Source organism: Micromonospora sp. WMMD723, from assembly GCF_049863385.1.
Lineage (GTDB): Bacteria > Actinomycetota > Actinomycetes > Mycobacteriales > Micromonosporaceae > Micromonospora > Micromonospora wenchangensis.
The window spans coordinates 1,469,894-1,492,292 of the sequence record NZ_JBMKNR010000001.1 but is presented as its reverse complement, the minus strand read 5'-3'; the positions used below and the strand labels follow the sequence as shown (position 1 = coordinate 1,492,292).

The following is a 22,399-nucleotide window of genomic DNA, read 5'->3' as shown; positions in this document are numbered from 1 at the left end:
GTGTCCTTCCACCTGAGTTACCGGGCCGAGCCGGGTAATCCGTGGTTCTCCTGGCAGTACGTGCGGGACAACTCTGACACCATTCTCGCCGCGCTGCGCGAGCACGCCTCGCTGACCGGCCGGGCCGTGCTGCTCGCCGCGCTGGTGGCCCTGCCGCTGGCGGTGCTCGCCTACTGGTACCGGCGTCTCGCCGGGCCGATTCTCGCATTGACCGGGGTGCTGTACACGATCCCCTCCCTGGCCCTGTTCGCGTTCATCGCCCCCTACCTGGGTATCGGCGCGGTGACCGTGCTCACCGTGGTGGTGCTGTACGCGCTGCTGGTGATCGTCCGCAATGCGGTGGCCGGGCTGAACCAGGTGCCCCCCGAGGTGCGTGACGCCGCCGAGGGCATGGGGTACGGCAGGTGGGCCCGGCTGTTCCGCATCGACCTGCCGCTGGCCCTGCCCGGCATCCTCACCGGGGTACGCCTCGCCACGGTCTCCACCGTCGCGCTGGTCACCGTCGGGGTGGTGATCGGCCGGGGCGGCCTGGGGCAGTTGATCTTCGCGGGGTTTCAGAACAACTTCTACAAGGCCCAGATCATGACCGGCACGCTGTTCTGCGTCCTGCTCGCCCTGGTGCTGGACCTGATCCTGGCCGGCGTGGGCCGCCTGCTCACCCCCTGGCTGCGGAGCCGCCCCCGATGAGCAGGGCGCAGCGGAGGCCCGCAGTCACGAACGAAAGGTCTATCCGGTGAACCCGGTGCAGCAGGCGGTGGTCTGGCTCAACGACCCGCTCAACTGGACCAACCCCGGTGGGGTGCTGGACCGGGTCGGTGAGCACCTGAGCATGTCGGCCGCGGCGGTGCTGCTGGGCTGCCTGGTGGCCTGGCCGATCGGCCTCTGGCTGGGGCACTCGGGGCGCGGCGGCGGTGCCGTGGTGCTGATCTCCAACCTGACCCTGTCCATCCCCACCCTGGCGCTGCTCACCATCCTGCCGCTGACCTTCCTCGGCTTCGGGCGACCGGCGGTGGTGGTGGCGCTGGCCGTGTTCGCGGTGCCGCCGCTGCTGGCCAACGCGTACACCGGGGTGCGGCAGGCCGACCCGGAGGCCCGGGACGCGGCACGCGGGATGGGGTTGTCGGGCTGGCAGGTGCTGCGTCGGGTGGAGTTGCCGCTGGCGGTGCCGTACCTGGCCGCCGGGTTCCGTACGGCCGCCGTCCAGGTGGTGGCGACGGCCGCACTGGCCTCGTTCGTCAACGGCGGAGGGCTGGGCCAGATCATCCGGGCCGGTTTCGGGCTGGACATCGCGGCCGGTGGTGGGCAGATCATCGCCGGTGGAGTGCTGGTGGCGGGGCTGGCGTTGGCGGCGGAGGGGGTGCTGGCACTGGTCGAGCGGGCGGTGACCCCACGACCGTTGCGGCGTACCCGGCGGGCGGCCAACCGGCGGGCGGCGGACGCCACGGCGGGGAACTGATCCCTTACCGTGACGATCACGTTACGAAAGTGGTTCAGAGTTTGTCGGTCGGTCCGGAAGGATATTGGCTGAACCCGCGGGCGGCGGCCGTCGCCCGTCGGACACGCGGCCGACCCTGCCCGGGGTCGCGCCGGGACACGGAAGGCGGGCACGATGCGCGTACGGACACGGCTGGCGGCGGGTGCGGTGGGCGCCCTGACCCTGGCGGGTCTGTTGACCGGGTGTGGGGACGCCGGCTCGTCCGGCACCGACGCTCCGCAGCAGGGCGCCAGCGGTGCGGGCTGCGCCCCGGTCGCCGGTGACCAGCTCGTCGTCCTCGACGACGACAAGAAGCTCCAGAACACCGACAACATCATCCCGGCGGTCAACGCCAAGGTGGCGAACCCGCAGCTGCTCGCCGCGCTGGACAAGGTCTCGGCCGCGCTGGACACGCCGAAGCTGATCGCCCTCAACAAGGCGGTCGACGTGGACCGCAAGACGCCGAAGGCGGCGGCCGAGGAGTTCGCCTCGGCCAACGGGCTGACCACCGGCATCGCCAAGGGCCCGGGTGGGCAGATCGTCGTCGGGGCCGGCAACTTCTCCGAGAGCCAGACCCTGGCCGAGCTGTACAACATCGCCCTCACCGCCGCCGGCTACCAGGTCAAGGTGCAGCAGATCGGCAACCGTGAGCTGTACGAGCCCAGCCTGGAGAAGGGCGAGATCCAGGTCGTCCCCGAGTACGCGGCGACCATGGCCGAGTTCCTCAACACCAAGGCCAACGGCAAGGACGCCACCCCGGTCTCCTCGCCGGAGCTGGACAAGACGGTCAGCGCGTTGAAGTCCGAGGGTGACAAGGCGGGCATCACGTTCGGCACCCCGTCCGCGGCGCAGGACCAGAACGCCTTCGCGGTGACCAAGGCGTTCGCCGACAAGTACTCCCTGAAGACCCTCTCCGACCTGGCGGCCAAGTGCTCCGGCAAGGACACCGTGCTGGCCGGCCCGCCGGAGTGCCCGCAGCGGCCGAAGTGCCAGGCCGGTCTGGTGGAGGTCTACGACTTCAAGGCCGGTTCGTTCAGCTCGCTGGACGCCGGTGGCCCGCAGACCAAGAACGCCCTGAAGACCGGCACCGCCAGCGTCGGCCTGGTCTTCTCGTCCGACGGCGCGCTCGCCACCAGCTGAGCGTGATCCCGGTCGCGGTCGGCTCCCCCCGACCGCGACCGGGCCCGCCCCGTAACGGGCTGATCGTGCCCCGTTGACCAGTGCGGATGTCGGCCGGCGACGATCCGGTGGCGCCGAGGCGTACCGGCCGAGATCGGGGCAATTCTGCCCTGGGACCGTTCCCAGCCCGCGTACATCTCGGTAGGCTGCACAGCCATGCCCTCCCCGGTCGTCTCCGAGAAGCGCAGACCGCAACTGCTGACCGTCCTGTTCTGGATCGGGGTGGCGTTCGCGCCGATCGCCGCGTTGATCCTGCTGTTCGCCGACGGCAACGGTCCGCTGCGGTTCGCCGCGGTGCTGGCCATCACCGCCGTCGTGCTGATCGGTCTGTCCATCGCGCTGCGCGCCGACGGCGGTGTCCGGGCGTCCGACGAGTCGGTGCTCGACGAGTTGGAGCAGCTCCGGCGCGAACTGCGCAGCGAGATCGTGGCCGCCGCCCAGCGTGGCAACCAGGCGTTGGACCAGTCGCAGCGGGTCGAGGAACAGGTCACCGCGTTGCGTCGCCGGTTGGACTCGGCGGCCGAGCTGGCTGCCGCCGTCGCCGCCCCGCCCGCCGAGGATTCCGTCGCCGGTGCCGGCCGGGCCCGGGTCCCGGCCGCCGAGCCGGCACCGGAGGCTCCGGTGGGCCGGCGACGGGCCGCCGTCGAGGAACCCGCGTCGGACTGGACCCATCCGGAGGCTTCCGCGCCGGTCGCGGCGGGCCGGGGCCGGGTGCCGTCCGACCGGGAGTCCGCCGAACCGACCGGCCGCCGTTACGCTCCGGAGCGCCCGACCACCGGGCAGGCCGGGGTGTACGGGGCGGCCAGCCGGGAGCCACGTGGCGGGGGGCCCGCCGAGTCGACGTCCCGCCCGCTCGGCGTGGTGCGGCACACCGAGACCGTGCACGTGACCACCCGGCACACCGTCGTCGACGGTCCCGACCCGTCCGGCGGATACGGCGGCGGGTACGCCGGCCGGTGGGCCTCCGGCGGGGACGAGTCGTCATGGGCCGGCGGGGAGCCGGAGCGTCCCTGGTCGGCGCAGTCCGAGCCGACCGGCCGGGGCTGGTCGGCCCCGCCGGATGACCGGTCCCGGGCGGCCCGGCCGGCGTCGCGTGACGAGCGGGCCTGGCCGGCCGCCACCGGCCCCGCCTGGCCGACGCCGGGCGACGACCGGCCCGAGCCGGGCCGGGCGGAGTGGTCGACGGGTGGTGGAGAGGCCGGTGGCTGGTCGGCGGGCGGTCGGTCCGGTTGGGCGGGAGGTCCTGCCGAGTCGCCCGCGCCGCCTGCCGGTGACCGCTGGGGGCAGGACCGGGCCGACGTGCCCGCCCGCCAGGCGCGCGCCGGTGACCGCTGGGCCGAGGCGCGTGACGAGGGCCGGGCCCGGGAGGTGCGGGTCGGGGAGCGCCACGCGGAGGCACGCGCCGACGGCGGCTACCACTACTCGGACCGCTGGGCCTCGGTGCGACAGGAGGAGCCGTACCGGGACGGGGTGGAGCCCACCGGTGACCGGTGGGGTGACGGTCGACCGGAGCAGTCCGACCGGCCCGCGCTGCCCGCCGGCGGGGTGCCGGTGCCGCAGCAGTGGCGGGAGCCGGCGCGCAGCTACCGGCCGGCCGAGCAGTGGCCGGCCCACGCGACCCCACCGGCCCCGGACCGGCCGGACGGGCAGTGGCCGTCCCGCGCCGAGCCGCAGCCCGCCCGGGACCGGCCGGCGCGCGCCGACGACCTGCGGTGGGAGGGACAGCGGGCCGAGCAGTGGCGGGACCGGGAGCCGGTGGTGTCGTGGCGCGACCCGGAGCCCGAGCCGCGTGACCACCCGCAGTGGGCGGGCGAGCAGCGGTACGGCTACCCGCCGCAGGACGACACCCCGCGCGCGGGCGGGCACTGGCGCTGACCGGGTCGGCGGCGGGTCACTTGTCGATGTCGCCGACCACGAAGAACATCGAGCCGAGGATGGCGATCAGGTCGGGCACCAGGCAGCCGGGGAGCAGGGTCGCCAACGCCTGCACGTTGGCGTACGACGCGGTGCGCAGCTTGAGCCGCCACGGCGTCTTCTCGCCCCGCGACACCAGGTAGTAGCCGTTGATCCCGAGCGGGTTCTCCGTCCACGCGTAGGTGTGTCCCTCGGGGGCCTTGACCACCTTGGGCAGCCGGGTGTTCACCGGCCCGGTGAGCCGGTCGACCCGGTCGAGGCACTGTTCGGCGAGGTCGAGGGAGGCGTACACCTGGTCGAGCAGCACCTCGAAGCGGGCGTGGCAGTCCCCGGCGGTGCGGGTGACCACCGGCACGTCGAGCTGGTCGTACGCCAGGTAGGGCTCGTCGCGGCGCAGGTCGAGGTCGAGCCCGGAGGCGCGGGCGACCGGCCCGGACGCCCCGAACGCGGCGGCGTCGGCGGCCGACAGCACCCCCACCCCGACGGTGCGGGCCAGGAAGATCTCGTTGCGTCGGATCAGGTTGTCCAGGTCGGGCATCCGGCGGCGTACCTCGGCGATGGCGGCGCGGGCCCGGCCGGTCCAGCCGGCGGGGACCTCCTCCTTGAGCCCACCGACCCGGTTGAACATGTAGTGGATCCGGCCGCCGGAGACCTCCTCCATGACCGCCTGGATGGTCTCCCGTTCCCGGAACGCGTAGAAGACCGGGGTGATCGCGCCGATCTCCAGCGGGTAGGAGCCGAGGAACATCAGGTGGTTGAGCACCCGGTTCAGTTCGGCCAGCGCCATCCGCAGCCAGGTGGCCCGTTCGGGCACCTCCATGCCCATCAGCCGTTCCACGGCGAGCACCACGCCCAGCTCGTTGGAGAACGCCGACAGCCAGTCGTGCCGGTTGGCCAGCACGATGATCTGCCGGTAGTCGCGGACCTCGAACAGTTTCTCCGCGCCCCGGTGCATGTACCCGACGATCGGTTCGGCGGCGACCACCCGTTCCCCGTCGAGCACCAGCTTCAGCCGCAGCACGCCGTGCGTCGAGGGGTGCTGGGGGCCGATGTTGAGCACCATGTCGGTGCCGAGCTGTTCCCCGCCGGCCCCGGTGCCGACGGTCAGCTCGCGCAGTTCACCGGTGTCCGTGGTCATGCCGGTCATCGTGCCATGAGCGCATCGACGGCGACGCCGACCGGCTGGAGCAGCCAGTGGTGTCCGCCGAGCCCGGCCGGGTCGGTCAGCTCGGCCACCGCCGAGGCGGCGGCGAGTGCCCGTACGTAGCCGGCCGGGTCGGTGCCGGCCAGGCTCAGCGCCGGTCGGCCGCCGTCGGCCCCGAGCGCCCGCAGCGCCTCCCGCTGGGACAGCAACGTGTACGCGCACCCGGCGACCTGTGCACCGGCGGCCGCGACGGAGTCCATGGCGACGTGTGCGGTGATGTCGCACGAGCCATCCGGCACCGGCGGCACCTGCCGTCCGTTCCGGTACCCGGTCAGCGTCCCGTCCACCGGCCGCCGCTCGCGCAGGTGCCCGTAGTCGACGGCCAACGCCACCCCCCGCCGCACCCGCCCGACGGCCCGCCCCCACGCCTCGTCCCGGCTCCGCCCCACCTCCACCCGTCCCCCGCGCCCCCCGGGCCTGGTGATCAAGAGGTTTGCGTCAGGTTCGGGCCCCTCCGTTGACGCAAACCTCTTGGTCACCGGGGCGGTGGCGGGGGGTGCGGGCCGGGTGGGGGTTGGGGTCGGAGCGGGGTGCCAGGTGGTGAGCCAGGTCAGGTCCTCCGGGGTCAGTGGGGGGCCGGGGGTCTCCTCGCCGGTGGTGGGGTCCACCAGGTGGTAGCGCCAGCCGGTGTCGGTGGGGACGGCCACGTCCAGGGGGACGTTGTCCAGCCACTCGGTGGCGGTCAGCAGGCCGGTGATCCCCGTCGGGGGTTCGGTCGTCCAGGCGATGACGGGCGGCAGGTCAGCCGGGCGGGGGGCCAGTTCCACGGCCGTGAGGCGCAGGCGGCGGGCCAGCGGCGTCGCGGCCGCGTCGGGCGTCGTCGGACCGTGGGCCAGAGCGGCCAGGGCGCGCAGCAGTTCACCCCGGCCGGCACCCACGTCCACCACGTCGAACGGATCGGGGAAGCCGAGGGCGGCGTCGAGGCGGGACACGAGCCGGAACACCGCCGCCGCGAACGCCGGGGAGGCGTGCACGCTGGTCCGGAAGTGGTCGGCGGGGCCGGACCCGGAGACGAAGAAGCCGTGCGGCCCGTAGAGGGCGGTGCCCATGGCGACCCGCCAGCGAATCGCGTTCATCCCGTGTTCAGGGTCCGTCACCGTGCCGACCCTACGGTCTGCGGGCATGAGACGAATCGTGATCCCCGCGCTGGCGGTCGTACCGCTGCTGGTGGCGACCACCGGTGCCGCCGCCGCGCCCGCCCGGGACGACGCGCCGCGTGCGGTCCGGGCGGTGGCCGAGACACCCGCCCTGTTCGACGACGCCGCCGGTGGCGACGCCGACGCCGACGATCCGGCGATCTGGGTGCACCCGACCGACCGGGCCGGCAGCCTGGTGATCGTCACCGCCAAGAACGGCGGCCTGCGGGTGTACGACCTGCGGGCCCGGGAGCGGCAGGCGATCGCCACCCCGCCGGCACCCGGTCCGGACGACGAGGCGGGCCGGTTCAACAACGTCGACCTGGTCGGCGGCTTCCGGTTGGCGGGCCGGCCGGTCGACCTGGCGGTGGTCACCGACCGGGGGCGGGACCAGCTCCGGTTCTACCGGATCGACCCGGCGTCGCGGCGGCTGGTCGACGTGACCGCGCCGCAGCCGCCGTTCGCGTTCAGCCGGGACCAGGCGGAGGTGAACACCCAGCGCACCGCGTACGGGTTGGGCACGTTCACCGACCGGGACGGGGCCGCGTACGCGGTGGTGAGCCGGCGCAGCACCCCGGAGGTGGGGGTGTTCCGGCTGGTGGAACAGGCCGGGAAGGTCAGCTACCGGCCGGTGGGGCGGCTGGTGCTGCCGTCGACGTTCACCCTGCCGGACGGCTCCGTCTGGTCGCCGTGCACCGACCCGGGGGACGGCCCGCAGGTGGAGGGGACGGTGGTGGACCCGGCCACCGGCGTGGTGTACCTGGCGCAGGAGAAGGTCGGCCTGTGGCGGACCCGACTGGTCGGTGGCCGGTTCGTGGGCGTACCCCGGTCGGTGGAGCGGGTCCGCGAGTACGGCGTCCCGGCGGTCTTCGACCCGGCGGCCGACGACTGCGTCACCGACCACACCGCCGACCCGGGCTTCGGCGGGCGGATCGCCCAGGACGTGGAGGGCCTGACGATCATGCGCACCGGCCGGTACGCGGGCACCCTCGTCGTGTCCAGCCAGGGCGACGACACGTTCTTCACCTACGACCGGGTCACCAACCGGCCGACCGGGCGGTTCGCGGTGGTCGACGGCCGGGTCGACGGCGCGCAGGAGTGCGACGGGGCGACGGTGACGGCCACGCCGCTGCCGGGCTTCCCCGGCGGGCTGCTGGTGGTGCAGGACGGCCGGAACACCCCGGCGACGCCGGACGGGGACGGCGGGGAACGCCCGGACAGCAACGTCAAGTTCGTCGACGCCGGGTTCCTGACCGGCCGGCGGTGAACTGCCACCCCGGCCCCCGGCAGCCACCGGGACGTCCGGTGCCGGCGGTCGGTGAACGTTTTCACACATCCTTGTTCGGGTTCCCTGCCCCCGGCGCATACTTGCCATCGACCGGTACCCCCTTCGAGGACTGGATCGTCGCCATGAGCGCACCGCTGCGCCCGCGTCCGGCCGCCGTACCCGGCGTCGCCGCACCGCAGGGCCCCGTCGTACCCGATGCCCCGTTCGTCCTTCCGGCCCGTCTCACCGTGGGCGTGGTCGGTGCCGGCCGGGTGGGTGCCGTACTCGGGGCGGCGCTGGTCTCCGCCGGGCACCGGGTGGTCGCCGCCTCCGGTGTCTCCGGGGCGACCCGGGCCCGGATCGCGCTGCTCCTGCCGGACGCGGTGAACCGGTCGGCCACCTCGGTCGCCCGGGCCGCCGCCGACCTGCTGCTGATCGCCGTGCCCGACGACGCGTTGGCCGGTGTGGTCGCCGGGCTGGCCGACACGGGCGCGCTGCACCCGGGCCAGGTGGTCGCGCACACCTCCGGGGCGCACGGGCTGGGCGTGCTGGCCCCGGCCGCCGCCGTGGGCGCCCGGCCGCTGGCCCTGCACCCCGCGATGACCTTCACCGGTACGCCTGACGACCTGTCCCGGCTGGCCGGTATCTCCTTCGGGGTGACCGCCCCGGCGGAGCTGCGGGCGGCGGCGGCCCGGCTCGTCGCCGACCTGGGCGGGGTGCCGGAGTGGGTGGGGGAGACCGACCGGGTGCTCTACCACGCGGCGCTGGCGCACGGCGCGAACCACCTGGTGACCCTGGTCAACGAGGCGGCCGACCGGCTGCGGGACGCCGGGGTGACCCAGCCGGAGAAGGTGCTGGCCCCGCTGCTGCGGGCGGCGTTGGAGAATGCCCTGCGCCTCGGTGACGACGCGCTCACCGGCCCGGTGTCGCGTGGCGACGCGGGCACCGTACGCCGGCATCTGGCCCGGCTGGCGCAGACCGCGCCGGAATCCGTCGCCCCCTACCTGGCGTTGGCCCGACGCAGCGCCGACCGGGCGATCGCGGCGGGCCGGCTGCGCCCGGTCGACGCCGAGTCCCTGCTCGACGTGCTGGCGGGCGTCCACCGGGAAGTGGCGGCGTGAGCGGGCCCGGATGGGCCAGTGAGCCGGTTTTGCGAGCCCCGCAGCACGTACGAAGGGTGATCCGGTGAGTGCGAGGAGTGAGCCGGGTTTGCGAGCCCCGCAGCGCGAACGAAGGGTGATCCGGTGAGTGCGAGGAGTGAGCCGGGTTTGCGAGCCCCGCAGCGCGAACGAAGGGTAGTTCAGTGACGGAACTGGTGCACACCCGGGCGGAGCTGGCGAAGGCGCGGGCCGGGCTCGCCGGCACGGTCGGCGTCGTGATGACGATGGGTGCGCTGCACCCGGGGCACGAGACGCTGATCCGGGCCGCCCGGGAGCGGGCCGACCACGTGCTGGTGACGATCTTCGTGAACCCGTTGCAGTTCGGCCCGGACGAGGACTTCGACAGGTACCCGCGCACCCTCGACACCGACCTGGAGGTGTGCCGGCGGGCCGGTGCGGACCTGGTGTTCGCCCCGGCCGCGGCGGACATGTACCCCGACGGGCAGCCCACGGTCCGGGTGCACCCGGGCCGACTCGGTGAGGAGTTGGAGGGGCAGAGCCGGCCCGGGTTCTTCCACGGGGTGCTGACCGTGGTGTTGAAGCTGCTCCAGCTCACCCGGCCCGATTTCACGTTCTTCGGGGAGAAGGACTACCAGCAGCTCACCCTGGTCCGCCGGATGGCCCGGGACCTGGACGTGCCGGTCGAGGTGGTCGGCGTGCCGACCGTCCGGGAGCCGGACGGGCTGGCCCTGTCCAGCCGTAACCGTTACCTGTCGGCGGACGAGCGGCAGGTGGCGCTGGGGCTGTCCGCCGCGCTGCGGGCCGGTGCGGCCGCCGCCGAGGGCGGTGCGGACGCCGGCGACGTGCTGACCGCCGCCCACCGGGCGCTGGGCGCGACGCCGGGCGCGCGGCTGGACTACCTGGCGCTCACCGACCCGGAGTTGGAGCCGGGACCGGTCGCCGGGCCGGCCCGGCTGCTGATCGCGGCCTGGGTGGGCGGCACCCGCCTGATCGACAACCTGGCCATCCGGCTCGCTCCCCGTAGCTGACCCCGTACCTGACTCGGAAAGGCACCACGATGCTCCGGACCATGCTCAAATCGAAGATCCACCGGGCGACGGTGACCCAGGCCGACCTGCACTACGTCGGTTCGGTGACGGTGGACCAGGATCTGCTCGACGCCGCCGACCTGCTCCCGGGCGAGCAGGTGGCGATCGTGGACGTGACCAACGGGGCCCGGCTGGAGACGTACGTGATCCCCGGCGAGCGGGGCAGCGGCGTGATCGGCATCAACGGCGCGGCGGCGCACCTGGTGCACCCGCAGGACCTGGTGATCCTGATCTCGTACGGTCAGATGGACGACGCGGAGGCCCGCACGTACCGCCCCCGGGTGGTCCACGTGGACGCCGACAACAGGGTGGTTGAGCTGGGCGGCGACCCGGCAGCGGCGGCCGTCGGCACGGCCGGTGACCCGGTGCCGAGCCCGCTCGCCGTCGTCGGCTGACCAGAATTCCGGTCTGTTACCGGAAGGTCATTTTTGGTTACCCTGGGCTGACCGTCGGATTGACGGTCGTCGGCTGGGGGAGGCCGCGTTGCGCCGTGCGATGAGGGTCCGCCGAGCGGTGACGCTCGTCGTCGCCGCCGTGGCGGCGGGAGCGGTCCTGGCGGCCTGCGGTGCCCCGGGCGGCCTCGACGGCGATCTCACCGACGACTGGGCGGCCCTGCCGCCGGCCGGGCCGTTCACCCCCGCGGCGGGCGTGTGCCAGGTCGCCGACTTCACCGACACGGTCTCCCTGGCGGCGTACGCGCCGGTGGACTGCGCGGTGCCGCACCGGGTGGAGACGGTGCACGTGGGCGTGTTGCCGGGGGAACGGGCCACCGCGCCGGCCACCGGCTCGACCGAGCTGCGGGGCGCGTTCGCCGAGTGCGACACCCGGGCCGCCGGGTACGTGGGCGACGACTGGCGGGCCGGCCGGCTGCGACTGGCGGTGGCGCTGCCGACCGCGCCGGGTTGGGCGGCCGGGGCGCGCTGGTTCCGGTGCGACCTGAGCGAGCTGAACACCGTCGAGGCGGCGGCCACCGTGGTCACCCGCACGGGCAGCCTGCGGGACGCGTTGAAGGGGCCCTCCCCGCTGCGGCTGGGCTGCCAGCGGGCCAAGAGCGGTCGGGGCGCCGGGGTGCAGGTGCTGGTCCCGGTGGAGTGCCCGGCGGTGCACGAGGCGGAGTTCGTGGGCGCCTGGAAGGCCCCTGACCGGCCGTACCCGACCAAGGATGTCGACTGGCTGCCGTTGTACGCCGGCTGCCGCAGCGTGCTGGCCCGGTACGTCGGGGTGCCGGACGACACGAGGCTGCGTTTCCGCAGCGGGGTGGTGGTACGTCCGCCCGGTCCGGGCCGGTGGCGGGTCGGTGACCGGGGGGTCCGCTGCTACCTGTGGCTGAGCGACCGGACGGTGACGGCCTCGTTGAAGGGCGGCGGTCCGGCGGCCCTTCCGGTGCGGACGAAGTAGCGGACGGGGTAGCCGAAACCACTCGTCCCGCCCCCCGCCCCCCGTCGCGAGGATCGTTCGGGTTGACTGTGGTCATGGAACTACGTCCGACCGTCGACCTGCCGGCCCTGCCCAGCCTGCTGGCTGCTCCCGCGCCCGGCTGGGTGGAGACCACCGACGTGATCGTGGTCGGCTCCGGGGTGGCCGGGCTCACCGCCGCGCTGCACCTGCGCGAGGCGGGCCTGCACGTCACCGTGGTCACCAAGGTCAACATCGACGACGGTTCGACCCGCTGGGCGCAGGGCGGGATCGCCGCCGTACTCGACCCGGCGGACTCGCCCGCCGCGCACGCCCGGGACACCGAGATCGCCGGGGTCGGACTCTGCGACCCGGCGGCGGTCCGGCTGCTGGTGGAGGAGGGGCCGCTGCGGCTGCGGGAGCTGATGCGCATCGGCGCGGAGTTCGACCGCAACCCGGACGGTTCGCTGATGCTCACCCGGGAGGGCGGGCACCGGGCCGACCGGATCGTGCACGCCGGCGGTGACGCGACCGGGGCGGAGGTGCAGCGGGCCCTGCACGCGGCGGTCCGCCGCGACCCGTGGATCAGGCTGGTCGAGAACGCGCTGGTGCTGGACCTGCTGCGTGCCCCCGGCGACGGCCCGGACTCTCCCGGCCCGGCCTGCGGGATCACCCTGCACGTGCTCGGCGAGGGCAGCGAGGACGGCGTGGGCGCCCTGCTCGCCCGCGCGGTGGTGCTGGCCACCGGCGGGATGGGGCAGGTCTTCTCGGCCACCACCAACCCGGCGGTCTCCACCGGGGACGGCGTGGCGTTGGCGCTGCGGGCCGGCGCGGCGGTCACCGACGTCGAGTTCGTGCAGTTCCATCCGACCGCGTTGATCGTGCCCGAGCAGGCCCGGGTGCCCGGGGCCGGCCTGGCCCAGCAGCCGCTGGTCTCCGAGGCGCTGCGGGGCGAGGGCGCGTACCTGGTCGACGCCGACGGCAAGCGGTTCATGCTCGGCCAGCACGAGCTGGCCGAACTGGCCCCCCGCGACGTGGTGGCCAAGGGCATCCACCGGGTGTTGCTGGCCACCGGTGCCGACCACGTCCACCTCGACGCCCGGCACCTCGGCGGCGACTTCCTCGCCGGGCGGTTCCCGACCATCGTCGCGTCCTGCCTGGCCATCGGGGTCGACCCGGCGACCGATCTGATCCCGGTCGCCCCGGCCGCCCACTACGCGTCCGGCGGCGTCCGTACCGACCTGCGCGGCCGGACCTCCATCCCCGGCCTGTACGCCTGCGGCGAGGTCGCCTGCACGGGCGTGCACGGCGCGAACCGGCTGGCCAGCAACTCGCTGCTGGAGGGGCTCGTCTTCTCCCGCCGGATCGCCGAGGACATCGCCACCGGGCTGCCCGAGCAGGCGCAGCCGGCGTCGACCGGCGCGTGGGTGGGCGACGGGGGCGGGGTGCTGTCCGCCGAGGGCGTGCCGGCGCTGCAACGGTCGATGACCCGGGGTGCCGGGGTGCTGCGGTCGGCGGCCAGCCTCGCCGGGACCGCCGCCACCCTGACCGGGCTGGCCGCGGACGCCGGCCGGGCGGGCACCGCCGGTTGGGAGGCGACGAACCTGGTCACCGTGGCGACGACCCTGGTGGCCGCCGCGTACGCCCGGCAGGAGACCCGCGGCTGCCACTGGCGGGAGGACTTCCCGACGGCCGACGAGCGGTGGCGCGGCCACCTGGTCGCGGCGATCGACGCCCGGGGCGGGCTGACCGAACGCTGGGAGGCGCTGCCCTGACCACGGGCGGCGAAGGAGCGGTGGCGCGGGCAGCGCCGACGAACGGAGGAGGCGTGTGAGCCCGAGGAGTGAGCCGGGTTTGCGAGCCCCGCAGTGGCGAACGGAGGGGGCAGGGTGAGCCCGAGGAGTGAGCCGGGTTTGCGAGCCCCGCAGTGGCGAACGGAGGGGGCACGGTGAGCCCGAGGAGTGAGCCGGGTTTGCGAGCCCCGCAGTGGCGAACGAGAGGAACACAGTGCGGGAATCGACGCGGCAGGCGCTAACCGTCGGTGGGCTGGACCCGGAGCGGGTGCGGCGGGTGATCGTCGACGCGCTCACCGAGGACCTGGGGGCGGATTTTCGCGACGTCACCAGCGTCGCCACCATCGCGGCCGGGCAGACCGACACCGCCGACCTGGTGGCCCGCGAGGACGGGGTGGTGGCCGGGCTGGCGGTGGCCGCCGCGGTCTTCGAGCTGGTCGGGGAGGTGACCGCTGCGGAGCGTACGGTCGAGGTGGTCGTGGTGGCCCACGACGGCGCGCGGGTGGCCCGGGGTGACGTGCTGGCGACGGTGACCGGCCCGACCCGGCTGCTGCTCACCGCCGAGCGCACCGCGCTGAACCTGCTCTCCCGGATGTCCGGGGTGGCCACCCACACGCGGGCCTGGGCGGACGCCCTGGCCGGCACCAAGGCGACCGTGCTGGACACCCGCAAGACCACTCCCGGCCTGCGGATGCTGGAGAAGTACGCGGTCCGCGCCGGTGGCGGCACCAACAAGCGGATGGGTCTGTACGACGTCGCCATGATCAAGGACAACCACAAGCTTGCCGCCGGTGGGGTCGGGGCGGCCTACCGGCGGGTCCGGCAGACCTTCCCCGAGGTGCCGGTGCAGGTGGAGGTGGACACCCCGGCCGAGGCGGTGGAGGCGGTCGAGGCGGGTGCCGACTTCCTGCTGCTGGACAACATGTCCCCGGCGACGCTGCGCGAGGTGGTCGCGGCGGTCGGCGACCGGGCGGAGCTGGAGGCGACCGGTGGGCTGACCCTGGAGGTGGCCGCCGAGTACGGGGCGACCGGGGTGGACTACCTCTCGGTGGGCGCGCTGACGCACTCGTCGCCGATCCTGGACATCGCCCTGGACCTGCGCGAGCGGTGAGCCGGCACGGGCGGCCGGGGCCCGGCCCACTCCTCGCGTCCGGCGGCCCGGCCGGCGTCTAGGCTGCGTGCGTGCTGCTCTGCATCGACATCGGAAACACCAACACCGTGCTGGCGACCTTCGACGGCGACCGCCTGGTGCACTCGTGGCGGATCAAGACCGACGCCCGCTCGACAGCGGACGAGCTGGGGCTGATGTTCCGGGGGCTGCTGGCCGGTGACGCCGTGGAGATCACCGGGGTGGCCGCCTGCTCGACGGTGCCGGCGGCGCTGCGCTCGCTGCGGACCATGCTGGCCCGCTACTACGCCGACCTGCCGAGCGTCGTCGTCGAGCCGGGGGTGCGCACCGGCGTGCAGCTCGCCATCGACAACCCGAAGGAGGTCGGCGCGGACCGGGTGGTCAACACACTGGCCGCGTACACCCTCTACGGTGGCCCGTCGATCGTGGTGGACTTCGGCACCACCACCAACTTCGACGTGATCAGCGGCCGGGGGGAGTTCCTCGGCGGGGCGTTCGCCCCCGGCATCGAGATCTCCTTCGACGCGCTCGCCGCCCGCGCCGCCCAGCTGCGCAAGGTGGAGGCGAACAAGCCCCGCTCGGTGATCGGCAAGAACACCGTCGAGTGCCTCCAGTCCGGCCTCTACTTCGGCTTCGCCGGGCAGGTCGACCGGATCGTCGAGCGGATGACCGAGGAGTTGGGCGAGGTCCGGGCGGTGATCGCCACCGGGGGGCTGGCCTCGGTGGTGATCGGCGAGTGCCGGACCATCACCCACCACGAGCCGATGATCACCCTGATCGGCCTGCGCATGGTCTACGAGCGCAACACCTGATCACGGCGGCCGGGCCGGTCGCGGCGGTTCAGCGCCGCCGGGCCCGGAAGACCAGCGTCTGGTACGGCAGTTCGACGGTCGCCCGGCCGGCCAGGTCGGGGTGGGTGGCGAACAGTTCGCGCAGGTCCCGTTCCATCCGTTGCCGCTGCTGCGGGGTGGCGACCAACCAGTGTGAGCGGGTACGCATCAGCCCGACCACCTCGTCTGCGGTGACGGTCGTGCGGTGGGTGAACCGGCCCAGCTCGACCGGGCCGAAGGCCGCACCGAAGGTGGTCACCTTCACGGTCAGGTCGCTGCTGCTCTCGCCCATCTGGGCGATCCGCCCCAGCTCGGCCACCCAGTCCACCGTTTCGTCCCGGATGTTCCAGATCGGAGCGAAGATGCCGTCCGGCCGGAGCACCCGGGCGATCTCGACGTGCGCGCGTTCCCGGTCGAACCAGTGGTACGCCTGCCCGACCAGCACCGCGTCGGCGCTCGCGTCGGGCAGCGGGACCGCCTCGGCGGAGCCGGCCAGCGCGGTGGTCCCGGGGACGGCCGCGTCGAGCCGGGCCCGCATCGCCGGGTCGGGTTCCACCGGGGTCACCTGGTGGCCGAGGGCCAGCAGGCCACGGGTGAGCAGGCCGGTGCCGGCGGCCAGGTCGACCACGCCGGCGACCGCACCCGCGCCGGCCAGCGCCCAGCGCAGCGCCTCGGCCGGATAGCCGGGTCGGAACCGGTCGTAGTCGGCGGCGACCGCACCGAAGGACCGTGCCCGGGTGTGCTCGACCATGCCGGGCAGGTTATCCCGTAACGGCCGCCCGGGGGCATGAGTACGCTCATGGGCTGACCCAGTCGAAACTCCCCAAGCCCGAGGAAGCGTGCCGTGACCGAGCAGAACGCCGTGCCAGTGGACCCCGCCGACGACCTTCCCGAGCAGATGAAGGTCCGCCGGGAGAAGCGGGACCGGATGCTCGCCGAGGGCGTCGAGCCGTACCCCGTCGGTTTTCCCCGGACCAGCACCCTGGCCGAGGTGCGCGAGCGGTACGCCGAACTGCCCACCGACACCGCGACCGGGGACCGCGTCTCGGTCACCGGCCGGGTGATCTTCGTACGGAACACCGGCAAGCTCTGTTTCGCGACCCTGCGCGACGGCGACGGCACCGAGTTGCAGGCGATGCTCTCCCTGGACCGGGTCGGCGCGGAGCGGCTGGAGGACTGGAAGCGCCTGGTCGACCTGGGTGACCACGTCGGTGTCACCGGCGAGGTGATCACCAGTCGGCGTGGTGAGTTGTCGGTGCTCGCCGACGAGTGGGCGGTGACCGCCAAGGCGCTGCGTCCGTTGCCGGTGGCGCACAAGCCGCTGAGCGAGGAGGCCCGGGTCCGCCAGCGTTACGTGGACCTGATCGTCCGTCCGCAGGCCCGCCAGATGGTCCGGACCCGGGCCGCGGCGGTGCGCAGCCTGCGCGACTCGTTGCACGGTCAGGGATTCATCGAGGTCGAGACGCCGATGCTCCAGTTGCTGCACGGGGGCGCGGCGGCCCGCCCATTCGTGACCCACAGCAATGCACTCGGTACGGATCTGTATCTGCGAATCGCGCCGGAACTGTTTCTCAAGCGCGCCGTGGTCGGCGGGGTCGACCGGGTGTTCGAGATCAACCGCAACTTCCGCAATGAGGGAGTCGACTCGTCGCACTCCCCGGAGTTCGCGATGCTGGAGACCTACCAGGCGTACGGCGACTACGACACGATGGCCGAGTTGACCCGTAATCTCGTGCAGCAGGCGGCGGTGGCGGTCAGCGGCTCGACGACGGTGACCCACGCCGACGGGCGCGAGTTCGACCTGGGCGGGCAGTGGCGCTCGGTCACCCTCTTCGGGGTGCTTTCCGAGGCCCTCGGCGAGGAGGTCACGGTCCGCACCGACCGGGCCCGCCTGGTGGAGTACGCCGACAAGGTGGGGCTGGCGGTCGACCCGAAGTGGGGTCCGGGCAAGCTGGCCGAGGAGTTGTTCGAGGAACTGGTGGTGCCGAGCCTCCAGGCACCGACCTTCGTGCGCGACTACCCGGAGGAGACCAGCCCGCTGACCCGGGCCCACCGCAGCGAGCCGGGCCTGGCCGAGAAGTGGGACCTCTACGTGCTCGGCTTCGAGTTGGGCACCGCGTACTCGGAGCTGGTCGACCCGGTGGTGCAGCGGGAACGCCTGGTCGCGCAGGCGCAGCTGGCCGCCCGGGGCGACGACGAGGCCATGCGGCTGGACGAGGACTTTCTCCGGGCCATGGAGTACGGAATGCCGCCGGCCGGGGGTATGGGAATGGGAATCGACCGGCTCTTGATGGCGCTGACCGGCCTGGGAATTCGGGAAACCATCCTCTTCCCGTTGGTCCGTGCCGAGTAGCCCCGCAGGGGGACCTTTGCCGGGTCGTTACAGCGACCTATTGACGTGGCAAGCATCGGGCGGGTTATCGTGCTCCTATTGCAGGAGCACCCTGCTCGAAAGGAATGTGGGACGTGGCCAAGCAGATCATTCACAAGCTGGTCGATGACCTGGACGGCGGGGACGCGGACGAGACCGTCAAGTTCGCCCTCGACGGCGTTCAGTACGAGATCGACCTGTCGAACTCCAACGCCGACAAATTGCGGGATGTTTTCGCGCCGTACGTGGCCGCCGGTACCCGGGTCGGTCGGGGCGGCGTGGTCGTGGGTGGCCGGGCCGCCCGGGGCCGGGGCGGGGCGACCGCCGACCGCGAGCAGAACAAGGCGATCCGGTCCTGGGCCAAGAAGAACGGCAAGGACATCTCCGACCGGGGTCGCATCCCGCAGGAGATCGTCGACGAGTACCACGCGACCCGCTGAGCGTCAGTGGCGAACCGACGCCGGGCCGGAGCACCCCTCCGGGCCGGCGTCGCCGTCTGGGGCCGGTCCGGGCGGTCCGCGGTGCCTCCGGGCGTCGCGGGTGCCCCTCCTCGCGGTCGGCGGCGGAACCCGGCCCGGGAGGGAAGTTCTCCGGCTCCGGGGGCGTTGTCCACAGGCGGTGGAGACTTCGTCCACAGCCTGTGGATGACCCACGGGCCCCCGGGAGGGCGTCGTGCACCCCGGGCGAATTTCGCTCTGCGCGTACAGGCTGGGGTGCCGGAACACCTCCTGAGCGCGGATGGTTGGTCAAAACGACGTCGGAACGGCTCGGTACGAGGAGACACGACCTCAGCGGAGTCGGTCAGCGGCGATAGAGTAAGGAGGCACGGACGCCCGTCCCGGACGTCCGAGCACCGGCCCCGCCAAGATGTCGCAGTCGAGGCGCACGGCACGTGAGGAGCACGAGGGCATGTTCGAGCGGTTCACCGACCGAGCGCGACGGGTTGTCGTCCTGGCCCAAGAAGAGGCCCGGATGCTCAACCACAACTACATCGGTACGGAGCACATCCTGCTGGGCCTGATCCACGAGGGTGAGGGTGTGGCGGCCAAGGCCCTGGAGAGCCTCGGCATCTCCCTGGAGGGCGTCCGTCAGCAGGTCGAGGAGATCATCGGCCAGGGCCAGCAGGCGCCGAGCGGGCACATCCCGTTCACGCCCCGGGCCAAGAAGGTGCTGGAGCTGTCCCTGCGCGAGGCGCTGCAGCTCGGCCACAACTACATCGGCACCGAGCACATCCTGCTCGGGCTGATCCGCGAGGGCGAGGGCGTCGCCGCCCAGGTGCTGGTGAAGCTGGGCGCCGACCTCAACCGGGTCCGCCAGCAGGTGATCCAGCTCCTCTCCGGCTACCAGGGCAAGGAGCCGGCCGCCGCCGGCACCGCGCCGGGTGAGGCCGCGCCGTCGACCAGCCTCGTGCTGGACCAGTTCGGTCGCAACCTGACCCAGGCCGCCCGCGAAGGCAAGCTCGACCCGGTGATCGGGCGCGAGAAGGAGATCGAGCGGGTCATGCAGGTGCTGTCCCGCCGCACCAAGAACAACCCGGTCCTGATCGGTGAGCCCGGCGTCGGTAAGACCGCCGTGGTGGAGGGCCTTTCCCAGAAGATCATCAAGGGCGAGGTGCCCGAGACGCTGAAGGACAAGCAGCTCTACACCCTCGACCTCGGTGCCCTGGTCGCCGGCTCCCGCTACCGGGGTGACTTCGAGGAGCGCCTCAAGAAGGTGCTCAAGGAGATCCGCACCCGGGGCGACATCATCCTGTTCATCGACGAGATCCACACCCTGGTCGGTGCGGGTGCCGCCGAGGGCGCGATCGACGCGGCGAGCATCCTCAAGCCGATGCTGGCCCGGGGCGAGCTGCAGACCATCGGTGCGACCACCCTCGACGAATACCGCAAGCACCTGGAGAAGGACGCCGCGTTGGAGCGTCGTTTCCAGCCGATCCAGGTGGGTGAGCCGTCGCTGGCCCACACCATCGAGATCCTCAAGGGCCTGCGGGACCGCTACGAGGCACACCACCGGGTGAGCATCACCGACGCCGCCCTCGTGGCCGCCGCGACGCTTGCCGACCGGTACATCTCCGACCGCTTCCTGCCCGACAAGGCGATCGACCTGATCGACGAGGCCGGAGCCCGGATGCGCATCCGCCGGATGACCGCGCCGCCAGACCTGCGTGACTTCGACGAGCGGATCGCCCAGGTGCGCCGCGACAAGGAGTCCGCGATCGACGCGCAGGACTTCGAGCGGGCCGCCCAGCTGCGCGACAAGGAGAAGCAGCTCCTCGGTCAGAAGGCGCAGCGGGAGAAGGAGTGGAAGGCCGGTGACCTGGACGTCGTCAGCGAGGTCGACGACGAGCAGATCGCCGAGGTGCTCGGCAACTGGACCGGCATCCCCGTCTACAAGCTGACCGAGGAGGAGACCTCCCGGCTGCTGCGGATGGAGGACGAGCTGCACAAGCGCGTCATCGGCCAGGAGGACGCGGTCAAGGCGGTGTCGAAGGCGATCCGGCGTACCCGGGCCGGCCTGAAGGACCCGAAGCGGCCGTCCGGCTCGTTCATCTTCGCCGGCCCGTCCGGTGTCGGTAAGACCGAGCTGTCCAAGGCGCTGGCCGAGTTCCTGTTCGGCAGCGAGGACGCGCTGATCCAGCTGGACATGTCCGAGTTCCACGACCGCTACACGGTGTCCCGCCTCGTCGGTGCCCCTCCCGGCTACGTCGGTTACGACGAGGGCGGCCAGCTGACCGAGAAGGTGCGTCGTCGCCCGTTCTCGGTGGTGCTCTTCGACGAGATCGAGAAGGCCCACCCGGACGTGTTCAACACGCTGCTCCAGATCCTGGAGGACGGCCGGTTGACCGACGGTCAGGGTCGGATCGTGGACTTCAAGAACACGGTCATCATCCTGACCACCAACCTGGGCACCCGGGACGTCGCCAAGGCGGTGTCGCTGGGCTTCCAGCAGTCGGAGGACTCCGAGTCCACCTACGACCGGATGAAGCAGAAGGTCAACGACGAGCTGAAGCAGCACTTCCGGCCCGAGTTCCTCAACCGGATCGACGACACCATCGTCTTCCACCAGCTGCGGCAGAACGAGATCCTCTCGATCGTGGACATCATGATCCAGCGGATCGAGGGCCAGCTCCGCAACAAGGACATGGGCCTGGAGTTGACCGACAACGCCAAGAAGTACCTGTCCAAGAAGGGCTTCGACCCGGTGCTGGGTGCCCGTCCGCTGCGTCGGACGATCCAGCGCGACATCGAGGACAACCTCTCCGAGCGGATCCTGTTCAACGAGCTGACCCCCGGTCAGATCGTGGTGGTGGACTGCGAGGGCGACCCGGAGGACATCGACAAGTCGAAGCTGGTCTTCCACGGCTCCGACCGTCCGGCCGCAGTGCCGGACGCCGTCCCGGCCGACCTGGGTGGCGCCGCCACCACGGGCGAGTAGGCCCCGACGGGGTCGGTAGGACACCGAGCACGAGGGCGGCGGCCCGGTGGCGTGAGCCACCGGGCCGCCGCCCCGTCTGTCAGGTGGGTCGGGCGGGGCCGGCCGGATGCGCTCCCGGTCAGCCGGGAAGCGGTTGGGTGACCGGCCCGTCCCCGATGAGCCGGAAGTGCTGCTCGCCGACCGGCTCCACCATGCCGTCCCTGACCAGCGCGGCGAGCGCGCGGGCCCGCTGCACGTCGTCGTGCCACACCTGGTCGAGCCGCTGGTGCGGCACCGGACCGGTGGCGTCCCGGAGCACCCCGAGCAGCAGTCCGCGTACCTGACGGTCGGTGCCCGCGTACCGCTGGACCTTGCGGGTCGGACCGGTGGGTGCCGCCTGGCCGGACGCCCGCCATGCGCAGATCGACTCGACCGGACAACTCGTGCAGCGCGGCGAGCGGGCGGTGCAGACGATCGCCCCGAGTTCCATGAAGGCGGCGCTGGCCAGTGCGGCGGCGGCCGGCTCCACCGGCAGCAGCTCCGCGCAGGCGACCAGGTCGGCCGGGGTGGTGGCCGGGCCCGCATCCGGTTCACCGGCGACGGCCCGGGAGACGACCCGTCGGACGTTCGTGTCGACCACCGGGTGCCGCTGGCCGTAGGCGAACGCGGCGACCGCCCGCGCCGTGTACGTCCCGATGCCGGGCAACGCCAACAACTGGTCCAACTGGTCGGGCACCAGGCCGCCGTGCCGCTCCACGATCGCCACCGCACATTCGCGCAGCCGTACCGCGCGACGCGGGTAGCCGAGCCGACCCCACATCCGGATCGCCTCGGCCGGGGTGTCGGCGGCGAGGGCGGCGGGATCGGGCCACCGGGCGAGCCAGGCGTGCCAGGCGGGCAGGACACGTACCACCGGGGTCTGCTGGAGCATGACCTCGCTGACCAGGATCGGCCAGGCCCCGATGCCGGGCACCCGCCAGGGCAGGTCGCGGGCGTTCTGCTCGTACCACCGGCTGACCAGGGTGGTGAAGGTGGGTTCAGTCATCGCGCCGACGATGATGTCACGCGATGGCTTCCCGCTGGT

At 72.9% G+C, this 22,399-nt stretch carries 19 protein-coding genes; 15 read left to right on the top strand and 4 right to left on the bottom strand.

Annotation, left to right across the window (positions count from 1 at the left end; translation table 11 throughout):
- From ACN261_RS06825 to ACN261_RS06810, 4 genes are all read left to right on the top strand, one after another.
- Positions 1–687, top strand: a complete 687-nt coding sequence (locus ACN261_RS06825; protein ID WP_425848995.1) for an ABC transporter permease — start codon at positions 1–3, stop codon at positions 685–687.
- Between the two features lie 46 nt (positions 688–733).
- The gene (locus ACN261_RS06820) at positions 734–1,456 is read left to right on the top strand and encodes an ABC transporter permease (RefSeq protein ID WP_088643879.1); all 723 of its coding nucleotides are present in this window, start codon (positions 734–736) and stop codon (positions 1,454–1,456) included.
- Positions 1,457–1,609: 153 nt separating this feature from the next.
- Complete coding sequence (locus ACN261_RS06815) at positions 1,610–2,614, top strand: glycine betaine ABC transporter substrate-binding protein (protein ID WP_088643880.1); 1,005 nt, start codon at positions 1,610–1,612, stop codon at positions 2,612–2,614.
- Positions 2,615–2,809: 195 nt separating this feature from the next.
- Positions 2,810–4,528: a hypothetical protein gene (locus tag ACN261_RS06810; RefSeq protein ID WP_425848991.1), complete on the top strand. Its 1,719-nt coding sequence runs from the start codon at positions 2,810–2,812 to the stop codon at positions 4,526–4,528.
- A 16-nt stretch (positions 4,529–4,544) separates the two neighbouring features.
- On the opposite strand, the gene ACN261_RS06805 is transcribed toward ACN261_RS06810, so the two are convergent.
- On the bottom strand, positions 4,545–5,714 hold the full coding sequence (locus tag ACN261_RS06805; RefSeq protein WP_421405733.1) for an NADH-quinone oxidoreductase subunit D: 1,170 nt from the start codon (positions 5,712–5,714) through the stop codon (positions 4,545–4,547).
- Entirely contained in the window at positions 5,711–6,847 is a 1,137-nt protein-coding gene (locus ACN261_RS06800; protein ID WP_421486939.1) for an SAM-dependent methyltransferase, read from the bottom strand. The genes ACN261_RS06805 and ACN261_RS06800 overlap by 4 nt, the downstream gene beginning before the upstream one ends.
- Before the next feature lie 46 nt (positions 6,848–6,893).
- Here ACN261_RS06800 and ACN261_RS06795 point away from each other — a divergent pair, with 46 nt between their 5' ends.
- The 8 genes from ACN261_RS06795 (at position 6,894) to ACN261_RS06760 (ending at position 15,512) form a co-directional block, all read left to right on the top strand.
- A complete protein-coding gene (locus ACN261_RS06795; protein ID WP_425848988.1) occupies positions 6,894–8,174 on the top strand; it encodes a phytase in 1,281 nt (426 codons plus the stop codon).
- A 143-nt stretch (positions 8,175–8,317) separates the two neighbouring features.
- On the top strand, positions 8,318–9,295 hold the full coding sequence (locus tag ACN261_RS06790) for a Rossmann-like and DUF2520 domain-containing protein (RefSeq protein WP_421484463.1): 978 nt from the start codon (positions 8,318–8,320) through the stop codon (positions 9,293–9,295).
- 182 nt (positions 9,296–9,477) lie between these two features.
- Positions 9,478–10,323: a pantoate--beta-alanine ligase gene (gene panC / locus ACN261_RS06785; RefSeq protein ID WP_425848986.1), complete on the top strand. Its 846-nt coding sequence runs from the start codon at positions 9,478–9,480 to the stop codon at positions 10,321–10,323.
- A 29-nt stretch (positions 10,324–10,352) separates the two neighbouring features.
- Positions 10,353–10,778: an aspartate 1-decarboxylase gene (gene panD, locus ACN261_RS06780; RefSeq protein ID WP_088647581.1), complete on the top strand. Its 426-nt coding sequence runs from the start codon at positions 10,353–10,355 to the stop codon at positions 10,776–10,778.
- 100 nt (positions 10,779–10,878) lie between these two features.
- A complete protein-coding gene (locus tag ACN261_RS06775) occupies positions 10,879–11,781 on the top strand; it encodes a septum formation family protein (protein ID WP_421484461.1) in 903 nt (300 codons plus the stop codon).
- A 74-nt stretch (positions 11,782–11,855) separates the two neighbouring features.
- Positions 11,856–13,553 (top strand): L-aspartate oxidase, encoded by a 1,698-nt coding sequence (locus tag ACN261_RS06770; protein WP_425848982.1) that lies wholly within the window; start codon positions 11,856–11,858, stop codon positions 13,551–13,553.
- Between the two features lie 232 nt (positions 13,554–13,785).
- Positions 13,786–14,682, top strand: a complete 897-nt coding sequence (gene nadC, locus ACN261_RS06765) for a carboxylating nicotinate-nucleotide diphosphorylase (RefSeq protein WP_421484459.1) — start codon at positions 13,786–13,788, stop codon at positions 14,680–14,682.
- A gap of 71 nt (positions 14,683–14,753) precedes the next feature.
- Positions 14,754–15,512 carry a type III pantothenate kinase gene (locus ACN261_RS06760; RefSeq protein ID WP_088647577.1) on the top strand — a complete coding sequence of 253 codons (759 nt, stop codon included), beginning with the start codon at positions 14,754–14,756 and terminating at the stop codon, positions 15,510–15,512.
- Between the two features lie 28 nt (positions 15,513–15,540).
- On the opposite strand, the gene ACN261_RS06755 is transcribed toward ACN261_RS06760, so the two are convergent.
- Entirely contained in the window at positions 15,541–16,281 is a 741-nt protein-coding gene (locus ACN261_RS06755; RefSeq protein ID WP_425848979.1) for a class I SAM-dependent methyltransferase, read from the bottom strand.
- A 93-nt stretch (positions 16,282–16,374) separates the two neighbouring features.
- Here ACN261_RS06755 and lysS point away from each other — a divergent pair, with 93 nt between their 5' ends.
- The 3 genes from lysS to ACN261_RS06740 all read left to right on the top strand — a co-directional run bounded on the left by lysS (position 16,375) and on the right by ACN261_RS06740 (position 21,336).
- Entirely contained in the window at positions 16,375–17,883 is a 1,509-nt protein-coding gene (gene lysS / locus ACN261_RS06750) for a lysine--tRNA ligase (RefSeq protein WP_421484457.1), read from the top strand.
- 113 nt (positions 17,884–17,996) lie between these two features.
- Positions 17,997–18,341 (top strand): histone-like nucleoid-structuring protein Lsr2, encoded by a 345-nt coding sequence (locus ACN261_RS06745; protein WP_168222573.1) that lies wholly within the window; start codon positions 17,997–17,999, stop codon positions 18,339–18,341.
- A 469-nt stretch (positions 18,342–18,810) separates the two neighbouring features.
- Positions 18,811–21,336 (top strand): ATP-dependent Clp protease ATP-binding subunit, encoded by a 2,526-nt coding sequence (locus ACN261_RS06740; protein ID WP_088647575.1) that lies wholly within the window; start codon positions 18,811–18,813, stop codon positions 21,334–21,336.
- A gap of 118 nt (positions 21,337–21,454) precedes the next feature.
- Here ACN261_RS06740 and ACN261_RS06735 read toward each other — a convergent pair whose 3' ends face one another.
- Positions 21,455–22,360 (bottom strand): A/G-specific adenine glycosylase, encoded by a 906-nt coding sequence (locus tag ACN261_RS06735; protein WP_421484456.1) that lies wholly within the window; start codon positions 22,358–22,360, stop codon positions 21,455–21,457.
- Between the last annotated feature and the right edge of the window lie 39 nt (positions 22,361–22,399).